Source organism: Tolypothrix sp. VBCCA 56010, from assembly GCF_050875635.1.
In the GTDB taxonomy this organism is placed as follows: Bacteria; Cyanobacteriota; Cyanobacteriia; order Cyanobacteriales; family Nostocaceae; genus Hassallia.
Genome location: NZ_JBPAOH010000009.1, coordinates 66,386 through 87,238, shown reverse-complemented (window position 1 = coordinate 87,238; position 20,853 = coordinate 66,386). Strand labels below are relative to the sequence as shown.

Annotated in this window: 24 protein-coding genes; 12 read left to right on the top strand and 12 right to left on the bottom strand. The window is 42.4% G+C overall.

Translation table 11 applies throughout. The annotated features are described in order from the left end of the window. Positions 1-109 precede the first annotated feature (109 nt). The 3 genes from AABK37_RS05210 to AABK37_RS05200 all read right to left on the bottom strand — a co-directional run bounded on the left by AABK37_RS05210 (position 110) and on the right by AABK37_RS05200 (position 2,455). The gene (locus tag AABK37_RS05210) at positions 110-1,390 is read right to left on the bottom strand and encodes an ankyrin repeat domain-containing protein (protein WP_432550533.1); all 1,281 of its coding nucleotides are present in this window, start codon (positions 1,388-1,390) and stop codon (positions 110-112) included. A gap of 307 nt (positions 1,391-1,697) precedes the next feature. After that, positions 1,698-2,060, bottom strand: a complete 363-nt coding sequence (locus AABK37_RS05205) for a hypothetical protein (RefSeq protein WP_432550532.1) — start codon at positions 2,058-2,060, stop codon at positions 1,698-1,700. Positions 2,061-2,095: 35 nt separating this feature from the next. Beyond that, the gene (locus tag AABK37_RS05200) at positions 2,096-2,455 is read right to left on the bottom strand and encodes a ZIP family metal transporter (protein WP_432550531.1); all 360 of its coding nucleotides are present in this window, start codon (positions 2,453-2,455) and stop codon (positions 2,096-2,098) included. Between the two features lie 144 nt (positions 2,456-2,599). Here AABK37_RS05200 and AABK37_RS05195 point away from each other — a divergent pair, with 144 nt between their 5' ends. Beyond that, the gene (locus AABK37_RS05195) at positions 2,600-3,070 is read left to right on the top strand and encodes a DUF4079 domain-containing protein (protein ID WP_432550549.1); all 471 of its coding nucleotides are present in this window, start codon (positions 2,600-2,602) and stop codon (positions 3,068-3,070) included. 62 nt (positions 3,071-3,132) lie between these two features. Here the strand turns inward: AABK37_RS05195 and AABK37_RS05190 are convergent, their stop codons facing one another. Further along, entirely contained in the window at positions 3,133-3,807 is a 675-nt protein-coding gene (locus AABK37_RS05190; RefSeq protein ID WP_432550530.1) for a DUF1997 domain-containing protein, read from the bottom strand. A 179-nt stretch (positions 3,808-3,986) separates the two neighbouring features. Here AABK37_RS05190 and AABK37_RS05185 point away from each other — a divergent pair, with 179 nt between their 5' ends. After that, positions 3,987-4,646, top strand: coding sequence for an NAD(P)H-binding protein (locus AABK37_RS05185; protein WP_432550529.1), 660 nt, complete (start codon positions 3,987-3,989; stop codon positions 4,644-4,646). Positions 4,647-4,807: 161 nt separating this feature from the next. Beyond that, the gene (locus tag AABK37_RS05180) at positions 4,808-5,452 is read left to right on the top strand and encodes a glycoside hydrolase family 24 protein (RefSeq protein ID WP_432550528.1); all 645 of its coding nucleotides are present in this window, start codon (positions 4,808-4,810) and stop codon (positions 5,450-5,452) included. A gap of 15 nt (positions 5,453-5,467) precedes the next feature. Here the strand turns inward: AABK37_RS05180 and menH are convergent, their stop codons facing one another. The 4 genes from menH to AABK37_RS05160 form a co-directional block, all read right to left on the bottom strand. After that, the gene (gene menH, locus AABK37_RS05175; protein WP_432550527.1) at positions 5,468-6,286 is read right to left on the bottom strand and encodes a 2-succinyl-6-hydroxy-2,4-cyclohexadiene-1-carboxylate synthase; all 819 of its coding nucleotides are present in this window, start codon (positions 6,284-6,286) and stop codon (positions 5,468-5,470) included. 384 nt (positions 6,287-6,670) lie between these two features. Beyond that, complete coding sequence (locus AABK37_RS05170; RefSeq protein ID WP_432550526.1) at positions 6,671-6,856, bottom strand: DUF6887 family protein; 186 nt, start codon at positions 6,854-6,856, stop codon at positions 6,671-6,673. Further along, positions 6,853-7,029: a DUF6888 family protein gene (locus tag AABK37_RS05165; protein WP_432550525.1), complete on the bottom strand. Its 177-nt coding sequence runs from the start codon at positions 7,027-7,029 to the stop codon at positions 6,853-6,855. The genes AABK37_RS05170 and AABK37_RS05165 overlap by 4 nt, the downstream gene beginning before the upstream one ends. A 153-nt stretch (positions 7,030-7,182) precedes the next feature. After that, complete coding sequence (locus AABK37_RS05160; RefSeq protein WP_432550524.1) at positions 7,183-7,578, bottom strand: metal-sensing transcriptional repressor; 396 nt, start codon at positions 7,576-7,578, stop codon at positions 7,183-7,185. Between the two features lie 279 nt (positions 7,579-7,857). Here AABK37_RS05160 and AABK37_RS05155 point away from each other — a divergent pair, with 279 nt between their 5' ends. Further along, complete coding sequence (locus tag AABK37_RS05155; protein WP_432550523.1) at positions 7,858-8,739, top strand: dioxygenase; 882 nt, start codon at positions 7,858-7,860, stop codon at positions 8,737-8,739. A 295-nt stretch (positions 8,740-9,034) separates the two neighbouring features. After that, positions 9,035-10,252 (top strand): HhoA/HhoB/HtrA family serine endopeptidase, encoded by a 1,218-nt coding sequence (locus tag AABK37_RS05150; RefSeq protein ID WP_432550522.1) that lies wholly within the window; start codon positions 9,035-9,037, stop codon positions 10,250-10,252. A gap of 164 nt (positions 10,253-10,416) precedes the next feature. Here AABK37_RS05150 and AABK37_RS05145 read toward each other — a convergent pair whose 3' ends face one another. Next, the gene (locus AABK37_RS05145) at positions 10,417-10,905 is read right to left on the bottom strand and encodes an Hsp20/alpha crystallin family protein (RefSeq protein ID WP_432550521.1); all 489 of its coding nucleotides are present in this window, start codon (positions 10,903-10,905) and stop codon (positions 10,417-10,419) included. A gap of 139 nt (positions 10,906-11,044) precedes the next feature. Between AABK37_RS05145 and AABK37_RS05140 the strand changes: the two genes are divergently transcribed. The 7 genes from AABK37_RS05140 to AABK37_RS05110 all read left to right on the top strand — a co-directional run bounded on the left by AABK37_RS05140 (position 11,045) and on the right by AABK37_RS05110 (position 19,327). Beyond that, positions 11,045-11,233, top strand: coding sequence for a hypothetical protein (locus AABK37_RS05140; RefSeq protein ID WP_432550520.1), 189 nt, complete (start codon positions 11,045-11,047; stop codon positions 11,231-11,233). Next, positions 11,161-11,373: a hypothetical protein gene (locus tag AABK37_RS05135; protein ID WP_432550519.1), complete on the top strand. Its 213-nt coding sequence runs from the start codon at positions 11,161-11,163 to the stop codon at positions 11,371-11,373. The genes AABK37_RS05140 and AABK37_RS05135 overlap by 73 nt, the downstream gene beginning before the upstream one ends. Before the next feature lie 61 nt (positions 11,374-11,434). Beyond that, positions 11,435-11,680: a photosystem I iron-sulfur center protein PsaC gene (psaC, locus tag AABK37_RS05130; protein WP_432550518.1), complete on the top strand. Its 246-nt coding sequence runs from the start codon at positions 11,435-11,437 to the stop codon at positions 11,678-11,680. Between the two features lie 279 nt (positions 11,681-11,959). Beyond that, the gene (glmS, locus tag AABK37_RS05125; protein WP_432550517.1) at positions 11,960-13,843 is read left to right on the top strand and encodes a glutamine--fructose-6-phosphate transaminase (isomerizing); all 1,884 of its coding nucleotides are present in this window, start codon (positions 11,960-11,962) and stop codon (positions 13,841-13,843) included. Between the two features lie 137 nt (positions 13,844-13,980). Then, positions 13,981-14,112, top strand: coding sequence for a type II toxin-antitoxin system YhaV family toxin (locus AABK37_RS05120; RefSeq protein ID WP_432550516.1), 132 nt, complete (start codon positions 13,981-13,983; stop codon positions 14,110-14,112). 297 nt (positions 14,113-14,409) lie between these two features. Then, complete coding sequence (locus AABK37_RS05115; protein ID WP_432550515.1) at positions 14,410-14,835, top strand: Uma2 family endonuclease; 426 nt, start codon at positions 14,410-14,412, stop codon at positions 14,833-14,835. Between the two features lie 97 nt (positions 14,836-14,932). Continuing rightward, on the top strand, positions 14,933-19,327 hold the full coding sequence (locus AABK37_RS05110) for a GAF domain-containing protein (RefSeq protein ID WP_432550514.1): 4,395 nt from the start codon (positions 14,933-14,935) through the stop codon (positions 19,325-19,327). A 491-nt stretch (positions 19,328-19,818) separates the two neighbouring features. Here AABK37_RS05110 and AABK37_RS05105 read toward each other — a convergent pair whose 3' ends face one another. From AABK37_RS05105 to AABK37_RS05095, 3 genes are all read right to left on the bottom strand, one after another. Continuing rightward, positions 19,819-20,106 (bottom strand): Mo-dependent nitrogenase C-terminal domain-containing protein, encoded by a 288-nt coding sequence (locus tag AABK37_RS05105; protein ID WP_432550513.1) that lies wholly within the window; start codon positions 20,104-20,106, stop codon positions 19,819-19,821. A 162-nt stretch (positions 20,107-20,268) separates the two neighbouring features. Beyond that, on the bottom strand, positions 20,269-20,559 hold the full coding sequence (locus AABK37_RS05100) for a hypothetical protein (RefSeq protein ID WP_432550512.1): 291 nt from the start codon (positions 20,557-20,559) through the stop codon (positions 20,269-20,271). 9 nt (positions 20,560-20,568) lie between these two features. Then, complete coding sequence (locus AABK37_RS05095) at positions 20,569-20,766, bottom strand: hypothetical protein (protein ID WP_432550511.1); 198 nt, start codon at positions 20,764-20,766, stop codon at positions 20,569-20,571. Between the last annotated feature and the right edge of the window lie 87 nt (positions 20,767-20,853).

The window sequence follows — 20,853 nt, the reverse complement described above, 5'->3', positions numbered from 1 at the left end:
ACAATTTATTAAATCGACGTTCTTAAGGTTTAACGGGTTATTGTGATTCCTGACAGACGCGATAAATCGCGTCTCTACAAGTACAAACGGGATTAATCGGGTCTTTTTTTCATTCTTCTGCGCTGGCTGCCCGTAGACTTTGCACCACATCTTCATAACCATTAAACTCAGCGATCGCCAAAGCTGTATAACCACCTTGATTTTTTAAATTCACATCCGCACCAGCTTTAATTAACATTTGCACAGCTTCATTATAACCCCGCGATGCTGCCCACATTAAAACTGTTGCCCCGGCTGAATCTATATAATTGACATCTGCACCTTTATCTAGCAGTTGCTGCATTATGCTTATTTGATTGCCTTGGGCTGCTTTAATCAAAACAGTTTTGCCATCATCTGCTTGAGTATTCGCATCAGCACCGTAGTCTAGCAATACTTTCACCGTCTCGGCGTGTCCTTGTGATACACAAAGCGACAAAGGCGTTTCGCTCGACTTTCCATTTACATCTGCACCTTGCCGCAACAGCGCCTCTACAATTTTACTATGTCCCTGGAACGCGGCAACAAGCAGTGGTGTATCACCCAGGTAGTTTTTGATTTGCACATCCGCACCACGGCTGAGTAAGACTTCTACCACATCAGCGTAGCCTTCAACAGCCGCAAGATGTAAAGCTGTTTCACCATCTTCATCTTGGCTATTCACATCTGCACCCTTGTCTAATAAAAGTGAAGCGATCGCATCATGTCCCGCTGCCACAGTTGCTAATAGTGCAGTTTCCCCATCTTGATTTCTTTGCTTCACATCAGCCCCCGCTGCCAGCAATGCTTGTACAACTTTTAAGTGTCCCAAGTCTGCCGCTACCATCAACAAAGTCTCACCATCTTCATCTTGGCTATTGACATCTGCGCCTGTTTGTAGTAATATTTTTACAATCTCGGAATGTCCCTGCTTAACAGCCACTTTCAAAGCAGTGTCACCATCTTTATCTGCGACATTCACATCTGCATTTGCGGCAAGCAAGACTTTCACCATATCGACATAACCTTTCAACGCCGCTGCCATTAAAGCTGTACTGCCATCTTCATTCTTGGCATTGACATCAGCACCTCTAGATATTAAAAGCTGGACAATATCAACTTGATTGGCACTCGCTGCCAACATTAAAGCTGTCAACTTATAGCGTTTTCTGGGTAAATTGATATTTGCGCCCGCATCGAGAAGCGATCGCACAATTTCGGTGTAGCCTAAAGAAGCAGCAAACATTAACGGCGTAGTTCCAGTGCGATCGCACGTATCAGCAAGCGTACCATGAGTTAGTAGCGCTTGCACAAGCTTTAGATCCCCACGAGTAGTTGCTTTTATTAACGGAATATCTTGAGTAGAAACCATTGATAATTCTCCGAAGTGCGATCGCACAATCTTACAAATGCCTGGGTTACTTCCACACTACAAGAGAATCAGAAACAACCACAGATGCACCCCACCCCTAAGCGGCTGAAGGCAGAATACACAAATAGACATTATCTATGTAAATCTCGTGTTTATCTGCGGTTTATTAAAAATGTTTAGCTTATATCTTTAGGAATGAGCGCAAAATCTCTCTCAAACCCCAGAACCCCGGTTTATTAAAGAAACCGGGGTTCTCACACAATTTGAATTATAATTGCACTTGGGCACCCCTGCGAAGCATTCGCCCTTATCCCCCCAACTTGCTGAGAACAAACGCTGCGAGAAAGCCGACAACAGTAATCAATCCTGCGAAATTATGCGCTTTCTCAAATGCTTCTGGAATCATCGTATCAACAATCATCGCTAAAATCGCGCCTGCGGCTATAGCGGTTGTCGCAGCGATGATTTCCGCTGAGAAATGACTGAAAACGGTATAACCTAAAAGTGCTGCCACACCGCAAAGAACTGCAATAGTAGCCCAAACGCTGAAAACGTAGCGCAACGATCTAGCTGCATTTTTCATTCCAGCAGCGCTAGATAGCCCTTCGGGAATATTAGAGAGAAAAACTGCTGCGACAGCAACACCGCTGACAGATCCACCACCAATCATACTAACGCCGATGACAATCGATTCGGGGATACCATCTAAAAGTGCGCCGATCGCGATTGCAAACCACTACCACTATCTTCGTCTTCCGATGGTTGATGCTTGCCAGAACGTTTGCGATGCTTGCCTCCCTGAGTCGCTAAATACCAGTTAGCAGCAGTATACACCATCGCACCTGCAACAAAGCCAAGTGCCGTCGAGTCGAAACCGCCTTCTTTATAAGCTTCATCCATCAACTCAAACGACAGCGCCGAAATTAACACCCCAGCCCCAAAAGCCATAATTGCGGCGATTATCCGTTGCGGAACTCGCGAAAAATAGCCAATTGCAGCCCCAACCAGCAGCGCTGAACCACTAAATAAACCCCAAAACCCCGCTTGTAACCAGACCGGAAACATTTTTACTTTCTTTCAACAGCCCGAAAGTCTCATAGTATCTGTATTGAAACTTTCGCTCCTCTTCTATAAGAAATAGTTTTGCAATCTTTTCTTTTGCGATTATGCTAACTTTTATAAAGATTTAATAACTAGACGGGAACACTTATCAATATGGAACTTTCTCCATCCGTGAAATATTGGCTGAACTTCATTCACCCGGTACTAATGTGGGCGCTATTGCTATTGTCGCTTTATGCTGCCTACCTGGGATTACAAGTACAGCGTACCAGACATGCTCAAGGTGAAGAGAAGAAAGAACTGATTAAAGGTAAATATAACCTTAAACACTATCAAGCTGGATCAATACTTTTAGGTTTGATGGTGGCAGGTTCCATCGGTGCTATGGCTGTCACCTACATCAATAATGGTAAATTATTTTTCGGATCTCACCTACTCGCAGGGTTAGGAATGATGAGTTTGATTGCATTTTCTGCGTCCCTATCTCCTTTCATGCAGAAAGGTGCAAATTGGGCGCGGATGACTCATATTCTGTTGAATTTCGTACTTTTAGGACTTTTTACTTGGCAGGCGATTACCGGCGTGCAAATTGTTCAAAAACTTCTTACTCAAGCATAGTTAGTTAGTGGTTGGGGAATGGGCATTGGGCAATGGGCATTGCCCCATGCCCCACTATCCACTCACCACTTTTTCTGATTGACAGCAAAATCTATTCCTAAAGATTGATGAAAATCTTGCTGAACTTTGCGTGTGAGGCGTTTTGAGACTTGACGGACGATTTGGTTGAGTAAGCGATCGCCTGTAGATTGCACCAAAGACTTAGGCAAACGCTGAATAAACTTGGGAAAGTGAATATCAACAACTAAATCCAATTCCCATTCAACTCGTGTTATGTGGTTAGAACCTGTAGGTGCATCGTTTGCTTTATCTTCTATCATGCGTAGCGATGCGTTATAGTCTACGTCATAACCGGGCGGATAGTAGCCGGGGATGGGTATAGTGTGGATGCGGTAAATACCATCCTCTGGAGGTAACAATTCCAAACCAATTTTTGGCTCCACCTCATAACCAAAAGAGCCAAAACGACCGATTCCTAAAGCATAACCATTTTCCCCCAGCGGTTGCACCTTCATCGGTTCAGCGCAGCGCGAAAACCATGAAGAATGAGCATTGAGATATTCACCAACCAAGCAAGCTTTAGCATACATTTCCATAGAGTCGTGATAACGACCATAAAACTTTGTTGGTGTTCCACCAATTGCTTGTAGCGCGTCTTCTGTATGCGCTTGTGATGGGACAGGTACAACTGCTTCGCTTATTTCAAAGGATTGATATTCACGATTTTGTGAAAGCATATAAAGATTCCTGTATAATCTTGCGTTTACCTGTATTAATAATTCCCATATCGGGTCAGACGATTCGCACGCTAAAGTACATTTTGACGGAAACCTCAAAAATCTGCCAGCAACTTCATAGAATCACTAAAATAGGGAACAAAGAAATCAAATATTAGTTTCCCAGGATAGCGTTTATTATGAAAGCATTTGTAGCAGGGGCAACAGGTGAAACAGGTCGCAGGATAGTGCAAGAACTGATTGCGAAAAATATTCCCGTCCGTGCTTTGGTACGCGACGCAGAAAAAGCGAAGGGTATTTTGCCTCCTGACGTTGAGTTAGTTGTAGGGGATGTGTTAACCCCAGAAAGCCTGACGACTGCTTTAGGAGATAGCACAGTAGTGCTTTGCGCTACCGGAGCCAAACCTAGTTTTGACCCCACAGGACCTTATAAAGTCGATTTTGAAGGCACTAAAAATTTAGTGGATACTGCCAAAGCGAAGGGAATAGAGCATTTTGTTTTCGTTTCTTCGTTGTCTACTTCCAAGTTACTTCATCCTTTGAACTTGTTCTGGTTGATTTTGGTTTGGAAAAAGCAAGCTGAGGAATATATCCAGAAAAGCGGTTTGACTTATACGATTGTCCGTCCTGGCGGGTTAAAAAATGAGGATAATTCCAATCCAATCGTGATGCAAAGTGCTGATACACTGTTCGAGGGCAGCATTCCCCGGCAGAAAGTTGCCAAAGTTTGTGTCGAGTCGCTGTTTGAAGCTGCCGCACGCAACAAAATTGTCGAGATTGTTGCTAAAGAAGAGGCTACCTCGAAAAGCTTTGGGGAATTATTTGCTAACGTAGCTTGATAGAGTTAGGAGTTGTAGAGACGTTCCACTGGAACGTCTGTACTTTGCCGTCACGTCTGTACTAAGTTTCACTCCTCACTGTGAGTACGTTTGGGGGTGCGTCGATTATTGTTGTTGATTATACGTAAATTGTAAGGAGTCCGAGTCTGAAAAGCGTTGAATTGAAAGGTGTTGAAAAACTGATTGGACCGATAGCCGCACTTCTCGGCTTTGTATATTTGTTGCAGTGGTATGTATTTGGGGATTTGCGATCGCATAAGGATCCCGTCTTTGGTCAAAAAAATCCACCCTTGGTGATGAAGGGTGGCGATCCTTACATTCGTGCTTTAATGCGAACTATTTCAGCGAGTGAAGCAAATAGCGATCGCCCTTATTCTCTGTTATATGGTGGACAGCAAGTCAACGATTTGAGCCATCATCCTCAGATATGCATCGTCATTGTTACTGGTCCCAACAAAGGCAATTGTTCCACGGCTGCTGGGAGATATCAAATCATCAACACTACTTGGTATAGAATTGCTCCTCGCTATCATCCCAACCCGACGCGGTTTATGTTTTGGGCATCTTATAGTTTTGCAGCAGAATATCAAGATGCAGTAGTATATGGTTGGTTAAGCGATCGCCAAGTTTGGGGAGCTGACATTTCTCAACTGCTGCATCAAAAAAAGTTAAACGAAGTTTTGAAAAGACTTTCCCCCACTTGGACAAGTCTCGGATATGGCATAGAAACTAATTCCGTAAGTCGATATCTACCTACTATTTATCAAAAAAACTTGCAAGAAGAATTAAACGCAACGAAAAATTGATTCGGAGTAAGCGTTTCAATGCTTATTCAAACTTAAAAAATTCCTGAGATTTTGCACAAAAGCAAAAGTCTTTTCAAAATGTATATTATGCCCCGAATTATTAATTACTTTTAGTTGGGCTTCACATATATTAATCATTTTTCTATTAACAACTATAAATTTTTCATCGTACTCTCCAACTAATAACAGCAAGGGGTTTGTATTCTCTTCGAGTTTTTCCCACAAACAAGGTTGACATCCAGTACCCATAAACCGCAATGATTTAGCCAATTCTAAAGGATTATTCTGCAACCGACTTTCTATCATGCCCTTAAACTGAGGATGATTTTTTATATAACCAAAAATCGGCTGATTGTACCAATTTAATAGAAAAGCTCTAAAATCACTTTTTTCAACACATATTGTTAATTTTCTCGCTATTTGCTCATCAGACTTAACTCGTTCTAATTGTTCAACTTCTGTTATTAAACCAGGAGAAGCTGATTCTAAGATAACTTGAGGAAAACGTTGAGGAAAATGCAGATAGAGGTATAAAGCCAATCTTCCACCCATTGAATAACCAACTAAAAAGCATTGATAAATTTTTAGCTTATCTAGTAAGTTGATTAATGCTTGGGCAGTGTTTGCCATTGTATAGCACTCATCGCCACCAAAAACTTGAGTTTTCCCATGTCCGGGAAGGTCAATTGTCAGACAATCAAAATCATCAGATAGTAATTTTATTGTTTCATCAAACTCATGACAATTACCCATGAATCCATGTAAAAAAAGGATTGGTGATTTCTGGGAATTGCCCGTGAAAGAATAGTGAAATTGGTAATTTTCCAGGGACATATTATATGTACACTACAGGATATGTAAAGCATGTATGAAAATCCCAGAATTATTAAACCAGCAGAACTCGGAATCGAAAATTATAACAATCGCTCTTTGTGTTTAATCTTATTGCGGGTTTTACTCATGACTAAACCACCAGTTTTTACACTGGTGACTTTTCGCTAATCTTAATTTACTGTCAGAAAGAAGGGTGTGGGGTATGGGGTTGCAGGTTTCGGGAATAAATCAGTAGGGGCTTGTACCCCCACTGATTTTAGACTACCAAATCATAGATTTTGGTGGGGGCTATGACACCAAGGCGGCTCCAAGTCCTGGAGTTAAATAATACTTTATCTTTATTACCCCACACCCCACACCCTGCACCCTACACCCTAGTTTTGGTCAACTAGTTTGACTAATACGCCGTTGTAACTCGGTTTCAAATTCCTCCAATGTGCGAGTGATGACTTTTGGTCGCTGGTCTAACCTATCCATTAAAATATGGAATGCCTCAGTGTCCTGTGGGTGATATCTCACCCAATCCCTTAATTCATCATCTGACATAACTTGATAATCAGGTTTAGTCATGGAAATGTAACCTCACCATTTGGATATATCTCTATTTGTATTGTGTCCCCAATTAAAACGTATATGCGCTTCGTTCTTTCGTCCAGTCGCACAACGTTGATAGGTTGAAACATATTACTTGCTCTAACACATCTAGTGTAAAATGCTCTCAACTGTTCTGTTGTTGGTTCCATTTCAACCCCACTTTCAGTAGCTATCAGGTAAGTTACTAAGACATTGTTTTATTTGTGCTACTAGCTGTTCAACGTGTTTGAAACGCTTAGATGATTTACCTTTGCTTCTGTTTTTAGTGTCTTATACTTTAGCCTCCCATACCTCTTTATTTTCTAAGGCAAAAACCGATCCAAAGCAGCTTTGAGTTGTTGAATTTCCACTTCAATATTGCCTTCTTTGCAGGCTCTACCAATACACTCATTTAAATGTTCATCGAGAACAATTCGCGCCACTTTATCTATTGCACCTCTAACGGCGGCAATTTGCAACAAAACATCAGGACAAGGACTATTTTGTTGCACCATTGTTTTGATGCCACGAACGTGTCCTTCTATACGCGACAGCCGATTAACAATTCGCCGCAATGACTCTTCGCTATGGACGTGTGGATGAGCCGACTGTCCATGCCCATGAGTACGATCTGTGTGGCTGTGGTCTATATCGTTTTGGGAATGTTCTGCTGGTATTATGGACAAGGCTTCTTCAGCTAATCGGTTTAATCCATTCATAAATTATCAAAGTTCTGGCAATACTAAAATCCTAGCCTACAGGGGGAGAGGAGGGGGGGAGGGGGAGACAAGGGGATAAGGGAGACAAGAAGGTGGGGAGATAGGGGGATGTAGGGGCGCTCATATCTTGCACCTAAAAGACTTATCATTCAAATACAGCAGTAGGAAGTTAACACCAAAGTAGTCTGTAAAATGAGTTAATTCATGCTAGAAGTACTTAGAAAACTAGACTCTAACTAAAGTAGTCAACTATTGATAAGTTTTATAAAAGAGATAAAGATGAGAAACATTACTCTGGAAAATATCACTCAAGCCGTGATTCAGCAGGGTGATAAAGGCAAGACTGATGCACGCCTTTATGAGATTTATACCAGCCTTGTTCGACATCTGCACGCCTTCGTGCAGGAGGTAAATCTGACGGAACAGGAGTTATCGTTCTTGGGCGATTTTCTCATTCGGGCAGATCGCTACACAGAAGAGATACCGAATGGAGAAATTCATATGCTGTTCGACTTGCTGGGAATCTCAGAGTTAGTGGTTCTATTGCATAACAAGAGTAGCACAGCTACCGAAAGTAATGTAGAGGGTCCTGTCTATGTAGCCGATGCACCAGAGCGCAATATGGGCGATCGCCTCGGAATTGATCCCGACGGCAATACGCTCTTCCTATCAGGACGCGTCTTAGACCTGAACAACAAACCAATTGCCAATGCGCTTCTTGATGTCTGGCAGTCAAATTCAAAGGGACTCTATGACCTTCAAGATGCATCCCAGGCAAAGGGTAACTTCCGAGGTCGTTTCCGAACCAATTCGGACGGCTCCTACGCATTTGAAACGGTTGTGCCAATAGGCTACAGTGTCCCATCAAGCGGACCGTGCGGTGAAATGCTACAGCTTTTGGGACGACATACCCAGCGAGCAGGTCATATCCATTTTAAGTTGAGTGCTGCTGGCTATATACCCCTGACTACACAAATTCATATTGATGGAGATCCGCACCTCGATTCAGATACAACGTTCGCGGTCAGATCTGCCATCATTAAGCTGCAAAAACATGAGACACTCGACAAACTCAACGCATACAGTCAAAGCAAACCTTTCTATACAGCCGAGTTCGACTTTGTGCTACAACCGACCGACCAACAGACAGATGCGGCTTAGAGCTTAAAAGGTCATTGGTTGTTGATTATTAGTTTTTAGCTCTACTGGAACAGACAAGCAGGTATTAAAAGCCCAGATACCCGATGTTTGCAGAAGTTTCTTAGACTTAGCTGACGGCTACAAGCTAGGCAAGATGTCGATGAAGTTAAAAATAAACGTCAATACGCAGGAAATAGAAGCAAACCTGTAAAAATAGCTGTAGATAGAAAAGTTTGAGCTGCGGTTTTCGTAGCTCAACACTTCTAATATTTGTCAAGATTAAACAATAATTACGCTGAAACATTCTTGTGTGGTTATGCGATTTTCCCAAATACCCAGGTCTATACGCCAACTTAGTACCCATGTGTTAGCGATATTTCTAGGAGTTTTGCTAACGGTTAGTAGTCTGCAAGTGTTACCCTCGCAAGCGGAACCGGCACCAAATCAGAAGAGTGAAGCTTCATTACAATTAATTGCTCAAAGACAATCACCAGCGAGTGCTGCGATCGCTAGTAGTAGTTTTGTTACAGCTGCGGTGAATCGTGTGGGATCGGCTGTTGTCAGAATTGATATTGAGCGGACAATTACTCGTCGCGTAGATCCGATGTTTGACGATCCGTTTTTTCGCAGGTTTTTCGGTGACAGTTTACCCCAAAGATCGCCTTCGGAACAATTACGCGGTTTAGGATCTGGTTTCATTATTGACAAAAGTGGCTTGGTTCTCACCAATGCTCACGTAGTCGATAAAGCTGATAAAGTGACAGTCCGCCTCAAAGACGGACGCAGCTTTGAAGGAAAAGTTCAAGGCGCTGACGAAGTGACAGATTTAGCAGTGGTCAAAATTAATGCTGGTGGAGATTTACCAGCTGCGCCCTTGGGTTCTTCAGCTAATGTACAAGTGGGAGATTGGGCGATCGCTGTCGGTAATCCTTTAGGATTCGATAATACCGTCACTTTAGGAATCGTCAGCACCCTCAGACGTTCTAGCGCTCAAGTAGGAATTCCCGACAAACGCTTGGAGTTTATTCAAACCGATGCAGCAATTAACCCTGGTAACTCTGGCGGACCGTTGTTAAATGACCGAGGTGAGGTAATTGGAATCAATACAGCGATTCGTGCTGACGCAATGGGAATTGGCTTTGCAATTCCAATAGATAAAGCAAAAGCGATCGCCTTGCAACTCGAACGTGGCGGAAAAGTGGCTCACCCCTATTTAGGTGTGCAAATGCTAACTTTAACTGCTGATGCTGCAAGACAAAATAACAACGATCCTAACTCACCGATGAAAGTCGCAGAAGTTAATGGTGTTTTGGTGATGCGAGTTTTACCCAATTCTCCTGCTGCTGCTGCGGGGATGCGTCTGGGTGATGTGATTGTGCAAATTGATGGACAATCGGTCACGACAGCCGAACAGCTACAAAATATTGTGGAAGATAGTCGCCTCGGTCAGACTTTGCAGGTAAAAGTGCAACGGGGGAACCAGACACAGCTGCTATCTGTACGCACGGCTGAGTTGCAAAATGCTTCTTCCTAGTTAATCCTGAGTCTTAAGTTTTGATGGGGATACGTCTGGTTTAACGTATCCCTATTTTTTGGCGCTGTGAGAAAATACGAAAAAACCGCGATCGCGGTCGGGAAATTTACCCACAAACTGCGATCGCGGTTAATTTACATACCACCAAATCAAACCAATGTCAATTAAGCAGCTTTAGCTTCATCAGTTTGGTTAGCTTCAGGAGCTGTTTGAGCAGTATTATCTGCTAAATTAATTTTGACAACTTGGTTACGTGCTTCGATTACTTTGGGCAATGTCAGCGTCAAAATACCATCTTTGAATTCAGCTTGCACCTTGTTGTTCTCAATCGCAACTGGTAGAGGAATTACCCGCTGGAACTTACCATAACGAAACTCGGAACGGAAGGAACCATTATTTTCAGTTTGATTTTCCTGACGCTTTTCGCCAGAAATAGCCACTACTTGCTGTGTTACCCGGATATTTAAATCTTTAGCTTCCACACCGGGAATTGATAAGCGCAAAATCAGGTTATTATCTGTATCTTCCAGTTCAGCCGCAGGCTTCCAAGTAATAGCATCGCGCTTTTGGGTTAACATTTCATCAAAAATTTGATTCATTTGACGGTGTAGAGTTTGCATTTCTGTGAAAGGTTGCCAACGAATGATTGCCATAGTTAACGTACTTCGATTGCTCTTTGTAATTGACTTTTGTTTCATACCTCTCTATAATGCCTGCGCCTTACTTGAAAGTTTGTGAGGTAAACCGGATCGAGATGGGAGTGAATACCAGAAATTAATTGGGAATTGGGAATTGGGCATTGGGCATTGGGGAGGCAGTGCGTTGGGCAGGGGGCAGGGGGCAGGGAGACAAGGGAGACAAGGGGGACAAGGGGGAGCAGGGGGACAATTACCAATTACCAATGCCCAATGCCCAATGCCCCATGCCCAATGCCCATTGCCCATTGCCCAATGCCCCATGCCCCATTTCCCGATTATGTAATAGGCGATCGCAATCTCTTTCCAGACAACTGCCGTATTATTAAAATCAGAGCAGCGCCTACTAGCAGACTTCCTTTTAAACTGTCAAGTTGTTTAAAGTTATGTAGCCTTTTGCTTACAGGTGCTAGAACACTGCGGTAAACTATGCCTTGATTATGATTCTTTGGCAAAGAAGAACACTTTTGTTAGGAGCTTTTTTTGAATGTCTCATAACGTAAAAATCTACGATACCTGCATTGGCTGTACACAATGCGTCCGCGCTTGCCCCACAGACGTGCTGGAGATGGTTCCTTGGGATGGCTGCAAAGCCCAACAAATAGCCTCTTCACCCCGCACAGAAGACTGCGTAGGTTGCAAGCGGTGTGAAACTGCTTGCCCGACTGACTTTTTGAGCATCCGGGTTTACCTGGGAGCCGAAACCACTCGCAGTATGGGTCTGGCTTACTAAGAAATTCACCAGAATTTCTAATTCGACTGGCAATTTACAGTCAATAGCAAGCAAATAACACTATTGTAGGGTAGTAATTATACACTATTAATTAAAAGAGTGTCTACTTACTACCCTATAAAAATATCTGATGATGGCGAAAGTCGAAAATAAGATTGGACTATTGCTCTTTTTTTGCTTCACACATATATAAACTTTGTTGAAAGTTAACGAAAACCCCGCATTTGTCTTAACAACTATACTGGGTTTAGTCATCCTGAAAACAAAGTGGTGTGAGCAATGTGCGGCATTGTAGGTTATATCGGCACTCAAGCAGCGACAGAAATTTTGCTCTCTGGGCTGGAAAAACTAGAGTATAGGGGTTACGATTCCGCCGGAATCGCCACTATTTGGGAAGGTGAGGTTAATTGCGTCCGCGCTAAAGGCAAACTGCATAATCTACGTTCCAAACTAGAAGCCGTCGAAGCCCCGGCACAAATTGGTATTGGTCACACTCGCTGGGCGACTCATGGTAAGCCAGAAGAGTATAATGCTCATCCACACATGGATACAGCAATGCGAGTGGCGGTAGTGCAAAATGGCATTATTGAAAACTACCGCGAGTTACGCCAGGATCTCAAACAAAAAGGCTATGTGTTTCGTTCGGAAACGGATACAGAAGTCATTCCCCACCTAATCGCCGAATTCTTAAAAAACCCCCCCTTTCCCCCCCTCTCCCCCTCCCCTTCTCCCTTCTTCGAGGCAGTGCGTCAAGCTGTGAATAAATTAGAGGGGGCATTTGCGATCGCCTGCGTTTGTGCTGACTTTCCGGATGAACTGATCGCTATCCGACAACAAGCACCACTGGTGATTGGTTTTGGTCAAGGGGAATTTTTCTGCGCTTCGGATACGCCGGCGATCGTTTCTCATACCCGTGCGGTGCTAACCCTGGAAAATGGCGAAATGGCACGCTTGACACCTTTAGGAGTAGAAATATATAACTTTGCTGGTGACAGGTTGAAAAAACAACCGCGCTTGCTCAACTTGAGTCCCATAATGGTAGAAAAACAGGGATTCAAGCACTTCATGCTCAAGGAAATCTACGAGCAACCGGGAGTAGTTAGGGCTTGTTTAGAAGCTTATTTTACAAATGATGCGTCTTCGCCAATTAATTTAAGCTTACCAGCAGAATTGTACGCTGATTTAGAGCAAATTCAAATCCTCGCCTGCGGTACGAGTTGGCACGCAGCACTAATCGGTAAATACTTGATAGAACAATTGGCAGAAATTCCCACACAGGTGCAATATGCTTCTGAGTTTCGCTATGCACCATCACCTTTAACAGCAAATACTCTCACAATTGGCGTAACTCAATCTGGGGAAACTGCTGATACACTAGCAGCTTTAGCGATGGAAAAAGAACGCCGCAGCGGTTTAGAACTTAAGTATAAACCGCGACTATTGGGAATTACCAATCGTCCAGAAAGCACTTTAGGTGAAATGGTATCTCAGATTATCAATATCCACGGAGGATTAGAAATTGGGGTAGCGGCAACAAAAACTTTTATCGCTCAACTGATGGCATTTTATGCTTTAGCTTTGGATTTAGCTTATCGTCGTCAAACAATTTATCTTGACAAATTAGAGGAAATTATTAACTGTTTGCGACAGATTCCTAAAGAAATTGAAGCAACTTTGGAAAGTCAAGAAAATATAATTGAACAGTTAGCGCACGAGTTTGCAGAAACCACAGATTTTATCTTTTTGGGTAGGGGAATTAACTTCCCCATCGCTTTAGAAGGAGCGTTGAAATTAAAAGAAATCAGCTATATTCATGCTGAGGGGTATCCCGCTGGGGAAATGAAACACGGTCCGATCGCTTTATTAGATGCGAAAGTACCAGTAGTGGCGATCGCTATGCCTGGTAATGTTTACGAAAAGGTGATTTCTAACGCCCAAGAAGCAAAAGCCAGAGATTCGCGCTTAATTGGTGTAACTCCCGTCAACAATGGTGAAGCTGCGGAAATTTTTAACGATCTGCTTCCCGTCTCCAACGTGGATGAATTACTTTCGCCAATCCTAACTGTAATTCCTTTGCAATTATTAGCTTATCATATAGCAGCGCGGCGCGGTTTAGATGTCGATCAGCCGAGAAATTTAGCCAAGTCGGTAACAGTAGAATAAATTCGTAGTGAGGACTAAAGTCCTCTCTAGAAAAATAACCTTTGAAGTAGTACGATCGCCTTAATGTAGACGTGCGATCGCTCTTTTAAGGTTATTTTTTATGGTCAGGGGCAGAGGGGAATAAACGCAGGCTAAATTTGATCGCTATTTTGTGGTTAGAGTTTCCGCGTAAAGAGGGGGCAAAGGATGACTGCTACCGAGTGTTTACTAAGATGGTTGAAGCCGGGAGATTTCCCGACAGTTTAGATGAGTTGCTGGCTGATGCATGAGGTGATGGAGGATGAATGCTAAAAAAGTGCGATCGCACCTACGAAATATCGGTTTGTAAGATCGCGTCATGCTTGCGGAAAAACAACTTTGCGTCTGCACACCGCTGGCAAAATTAGATTTGGGTGAGGTTTGTAGGTAAAGTGCGATCGCTCGTTAGTTGCTGCATTGTTGTGTCCTTTACAACGTAACCGTCACGCGCACGTAGCGATCGCCTTTCCCATAATGCAGATACAGAAGCAATTCAAAGAGCAAAGTTACAGCGAAAAAAGCTTTCTGTTGATGACCTCGTGCAAAAGGTGCGATCGCGTTTTCATGACTACATCCAACGCTTACATGGTACGATGCCACTTTTGGGTATCGACCATTGGGTAGATTTAGGTAAGTTATTTAACGCTAATGCCAATATTGAGAAGGTGATTGAGGAGACGTTGTTGTTACCAATAGCCGAAATCGAAAAGTGCTTTTGTGCGATCGCCTCTGAGTATGCAGCTTTGGAAATTCCTGAATATTGGATTGTCGATTTAATCGAGTCTAAAGTAACAGTTTTGTTGTGGGAAGAAGGATTGTATGAGCAAAATGAATTTTTTGTCAATCAGCAATTACTGTCTTCTACATTTCCAGAACTTTGTATCACAGTTGAGCAAATATTAACTGCGGGAAATATTTCTGAAAAAATCGTCTCATTATTTATACTATCATCCAAAAGGCGTGCGATCGCTTAAAAATCGATATCAGTGTTATCACCCTAACCCTTTTGTACAAACTGTTGTCATTAATTGATATAAGTTTGTTGACTTAAGCTGAAGATAACACTCAAGGATGAAAGCACCATTACCTGATAACGAAGCACAAAGAATCGAAGCACTTTTGCAGTATAAAATCCTTGACACTCCTCCGGAAGCTGTCTTTGATGACCTCACCCGTTTAGCTTCGTATATTTGTGGAACTCCCATCGCTTTAGTAAGTTTAGTTGATGCTGACCGCCAGTGGTTTAAGTCTAAAGTCGGTATAGAAGCACTACAAACACCCCGCGATATCGCATTCTGCGCTCATGCTATTCTTGAACCCGACGTTTTTGTTGTGCCTGATGCTACATCTGACGAACGGTTTGCCACAAATCCAGTGGTAGCTTCTGACCCCAATATCCGCTTTTACGCAGGTGTCCCCTTAATTAATCCTGAGGGACACGCTTTAGGAACACTTTGCGTAGTTGACTATGTACCGCGAGAACTGACTGACGAACAGCTAGAAGCATTACGCACTCTCGGTCGCCAAATAATCAAGCAACTGGAACTGCGGCGCAATTTAGCTTCTTTGGTACTAACAACTAATCAAGGCAAACAAACACACAAACACAATAAATTCTTCAAAAGCATTGCTGGTGCTTTTGGGTTAGCATCGGCAATTTTAATTTTAATTGGCGTGGTTTCATATCAACAGACAAAATATTTTATTGAAACTAATAATCAGGTTAGAAAAACTGAAGAAAAAATCACCAATTTGTCGGAATTACTCTCTCAGATAAAGGATGCTGAAACTGGACAACGCGGTTACATTCTCACCGGAGACTCAGCTTATCTACAACCTTATAAAACTGCACTGGCAAAGATTGATATTGCAGAACTGAATAATTTAACAGCAGATAATTATTTTCAACAAAGTCAAATAGACACGTTGAAGCCCCTGATAGCAGCAAAGCTAAACGAACTCAAAAAAACTATCGATTTGCGCCAAAACCAAGGGTTTGATGCTGCATTACAGGTAATTCGCACAAATCAGGGAAACAACATCATGAATAATATCCGCGATATAATTCGTGATATGGAAAAGGAGGAAAAAAAGCGACTTGACCAGCAGTTAAAAGTAGCCAAATATAGCGGAGAAAAGACAATTTTTACATTAGCGATCGCTATTTGCCTCAGTTGTCTCATTCTCGCGGGAATCTACTACCTAATTTATCGTGAAATAATACGACGCAAGTTAACAGAAGAATCTCTGCACAAAGAACGCAACTTTATCTCAGCAATTCTTGATACAGTCAGCGCTTTAGTAATAGTTCTCGACTCCCAAGGGCAAATTGTCCGCTTCAATCAAGCTTGTGAAAAAACAACTGGTTACTCATTCGATGAAGTCAGAGGTAGGTATTTTTGGAATTTGTTTCTACTTCCCGAAGAAGTGGAACCAGTCAAAGCAGTTTTTCAGCAGTTAAAAAATGGTGAACATTTAAAAGAGTATGAAAACTACTGGGTAACAAAAAATGGCACGCGACGCTTGATTTCTTGCTCGAATACTATTTTGTATGACGATCGAGGTGCAGTAGAATATATTATCGGCACTGGTATTGACATTAGCGATCGCCAGCGAGTCAATCGTTATTTAACCGCACAACATACTACCACCCGCGTATTAGCCGATTCTGCCACCATCGCCGAAGCTACTCCCCGAATTCTACAAGCGATTTGCGAAAGCTTGGAATGGGCTTTGGGTGAAATTTGGATGGTGGACGCACAAGTTAATGTTTTACATTGTCTTGACATTTGGCATAAAGAATGCATCGAAGTAGAAGAATTTAAAGCAGTAACTCAGCAAATTACTTTTGCCAGAGGAGTTGGACTACCTGGACTTGTTTGGGCTAATAATGAACTTGTTTGGTTTACTGATGTCGTTGATGATGCAAAATTCCACAGAGGAAGAATTGCCCAAAAAGCAGGACTGCATGGAGCTTTTGGTTTTCCGATTCGCAGTGGTAATAACATTTTAGGTGTAATTACCTGCTTTAATCAGCAAACTCAACAACCCGACCCAGATTTAGTGCAGATGATGACTTCTCTTGGTCAGCAAGTCGGTCAATTTATTGAGCGCAAACAAGCAAAAGAAGAACTTCAACGCCAAAACTTGCGATCGCAACTATTTACTGATATCGCTCTGAAAATTCGTCAATCTTTACAAATCGAAGAAATTCTCCAAACCACCGTCACCGAGGTGCAAAAAATTCTCCAGACCGATAGAGTGTTAATTTATCAGCCTTTGCCTAACAAAACTCAAGCTGTGGTAATAGAAGCAGTAGTTTCTGGCTTACCGACAATTAAAGACCAAAACATCATCGATTCCTACTTTCGCGCCGAATATTTACAACAACAAACTTTACAGCAATACCGTCAAAATAAGATTCAGGCGATCGCGATGGAGGATCTAATTGAAGTTCAACAAAATAATCTGGAATTACTGCAACAATTCGGAGTCAAAGCAAATTTAGTTGTACCCATTCTCATCGCCGAAGAAATTTGCGGTTTACTAATTGTTCATCAATGCATTAATTCATGCTCTTGGTCTAGTTTTGAAACTGAACTTTTGCGGCAAATTGCTGACCAAGTAGGTATTGCTTTGGCTCAAGCTCAACTATTAGAAGCCGAAATTATTCAGCGGCAAGAATTAGAAATTGCTCGTCGCCAAGCCGAGTTAGCATCTCAAGCTAAAAGTGCCTTTTTAGCAAACATGAGTCATGAAATCCGCACCCCAATGAACGCCGTATTGGGAATGACTGAACTACTATTAGGAACTCCCCTCACTTTTGAACAACGAGATTTTCTGGAAACAATTCGCATTAGTGGAGACACGTTGTTGAAATTGATCAACGAAATTTTAGATTTATCCAAACTTGAGACAGGGGAAATGAGTTTAGAAACTTTAGATTTTAACTTGTCCACTTGTGTAGAAGAAGTGTTGGATTTACTAGCTCCCCAAGCTCATAATAAACAATTAGAAATTGCGGCGTTAATTTATCGTCACGTCCCCATTCACCTGAAAGGAGATGTTAGTCGTCTGCGGCAAATTCTCATGAATTTAATCGGTAACGCGATCAAGTTTACTAGCACTGGAGAAGTGATCGTGCGGGCAGATGTGCGATCTGCCTTTGGCAGCAGCGCTTCCGCAGAGCGGACGCTTACGCGAACGCTATCGCTTTCCTTGAATAAAGTTATTATCTACTTTACGGTTACAGATACCGGTCTTGGCATTACTCCAGAAGACCAATGCAAACTCTTTACACCATTTACGCAAGTTGATGCTTCTACCACCCGCAAGTATGGTGGCACCGGTTTGGGATTAGCCATTTGCAAACAACTTGTTACCTTAATGGGAGGACAAATTGGCGTAGAAAGTCAACTAGGGAAAGGTTCAACATTTTGGTTTGAAATTCCTTTTACTGTTGCAGTTGAACCTGTTTGTTCAGTAAGTGATCGCAAAATCAAAAATCGGCGCATCTTACTAGTAGATGACAAGGGAGATAAGGAGACAAGGGGACGAGGGGACAAGGAGACAAGGAGACAAGGGGACAAGGAGACAAAGGGACAATTCTTTCTCCCCATCCCCCCACGCCAGTCGCCTCAACGGGGGGAACCCCCGCACAGCGCTGGCTCCTCTCCCCCTCTCCCCCACTCCTCCACTTCCCCAGCTAAATCCAAATTAAAAATTCTGCTGGCTGAGGATAATTTGGTAAATCGAAAAGTAGCTTTAAAGCTGCTTGAAAGCTTGGGATACGAAGCTGATGTTGCTGTCAATGGCAAAGAAGTATTGCAGCTATTAGAAAAAAATCCTTACGACTTGATTTTGATGGATTGCCAAATGCCAATTCTTGACGGTTTGGCAACCACACGAGAAATTCTTAGTTGGCAAAGTGCTTCTTTTATTAATCATTGTCGTCCTGTAATAGTTGCGATGACTGCTAATGCCATGAAAGAAGATAAACAAATGTGTTTAGATGCTGGAATGGACGACTATCTGAGCAAACCAGTGTTGAAAGAAAAATTAGCAGCAATATTAGAGTATTGGGCAAGCGTGATACTCACAAAAGAAGAAACTATTGCATCTGATGCGGCTTCACTCGACTTACTAATTGATTGGGAACACTTGCATCAACTCTCAGAAAACAACGCAGAATTTGAATTGGAATTATTGCAAATATTTGTTGAAGATATCCAACCTCGTTTAGAAGCGGTGAAACAGGCGATCGAGAAAAGTGACTTTGAAAAAATCGCTCACGAAGCTCATCACCTCAAAGGTGCTAGTGCCAACATCGGTGCTACAGCCATGCATTTAGCCGCAGAAACATTAGAACAACTGTCTCAAAAATTCGAGCGTAGAGGTACTGATAAGTTAATTACCGAATTTGAAGAATTTGTCAACCGTATTCAACTTTATTTAATTAGTAAATAGACATAAATAAACGGAACTTTGTAGTAATGCACTCTTCTTAGTCTTGCCACGCCAGTAGCCAGTAGGGTGCGTTACGGATTTCATCCTAACGCACCCTACAATACTTCAGCCCTCAGCTATTCTCAGGGCTAAAGCCTTCATTACGAAACATAAAATAATTTTATGTTTAATGAAATCCGCGTAATTAGTATAAATTATATGATTCCGGCAAATTAACTCTAATAAAAAACCATCAAACCGTGTAGAGACGTTATATGTAACGTCTCTACAATATAGGCAATTTACCGGATATGGTATTAGACAAAATTAGTAAGCTTTGAAAGCCGCTTGCCACCGTAAAGCTTTAAATTCAGGTCGTTAAATTGAAAAGATATCTGCGTCGGCTGCCTGAATTATTTACTTTCTTTGCACATCTGGCTAATGATTTATTGAGGCTGAAGGGTTGATTAACTATAAAGTTTTCGCTTTTGCATCAAACAAAACATGAAATTTTAGCAATAAGCTGTCACATCTTCACCGCATTCATCAGCTAGATAACACAAAGCTTTGAAACGCAGACTAACTACTTGCTCATAAAGAGGATTTAACTTACACATTGGGGGAATGTGAAATAATTTGCGTCCAAATACTTTGATATCTCTTTCAAAAGGACATTGAGCCGGAATAAGTTGACACAAGAAATGGGCAAGTTTAGGATTATTAATTTCTCTCGATTCCATCCACTGGCGGATTGGTTGTAGTAAATCGTTTTGTGATTGGATTTGAGTAAAGCTTGTCATGATTGATCACCTGATAATTTATGATTAGGTTTTGGGTTTGAACTTGATTGTTATAAGTAAGTAGGTTCTGGTTTATTAGCTTATGCAGTTATTTGTCTTGCCTTTTTTATAAGGGATAGCGTTGAATATATCTCTCTTGTCGGCACAACTTTAACTACCAACTCAAATAATGCCGTTCCGGATAATCTTCGAGAAATTTGCCTCTGAACACGGGGAAGGGGAGAGGGAGAGGGGGGGATGGGGAGATGGGGAGATGGGGAGAGGGGGAAGACAAGGCAGACTTGGGAGATGGGGAGCCAGCGCGTTGCGGAGGTTCCCTCCGTTGTAGCGACTGGCGTGAAGACAAGCAAGACGAGGAGGCAAACTCCCCCTTGTCCCCACGCCCGTCGCCCTTGTCTCCTTATCCCCCTTGTCTCCTTGTCCCCAAAGCGGGCAAGGTGATTGTAAACACACTTCCTTCACTTAAACGCGATGAGTAGGGTGTTCCCCAGCTTTAAAAGTTGCAGAATCTGTGGCTGTACCTTGCGTTGCTTGTGCAACAGTAGTACTTGCCGTTGTATGCTGCATCTGCGTACTTACTTGCTTTGAGGTTGCCTCTTTTGCATAGCTTACGCTTAAAACAGCAGCGATACCCAAAACTGCTAAAAACTTGAATTTCATAGCTTTAGTGTCCTTAAATTCGTCTCTAATGACACTTTAAAGCGTCATACCCCTGACAAAATTAATTTAAGCTGAGAATTGGTTTAA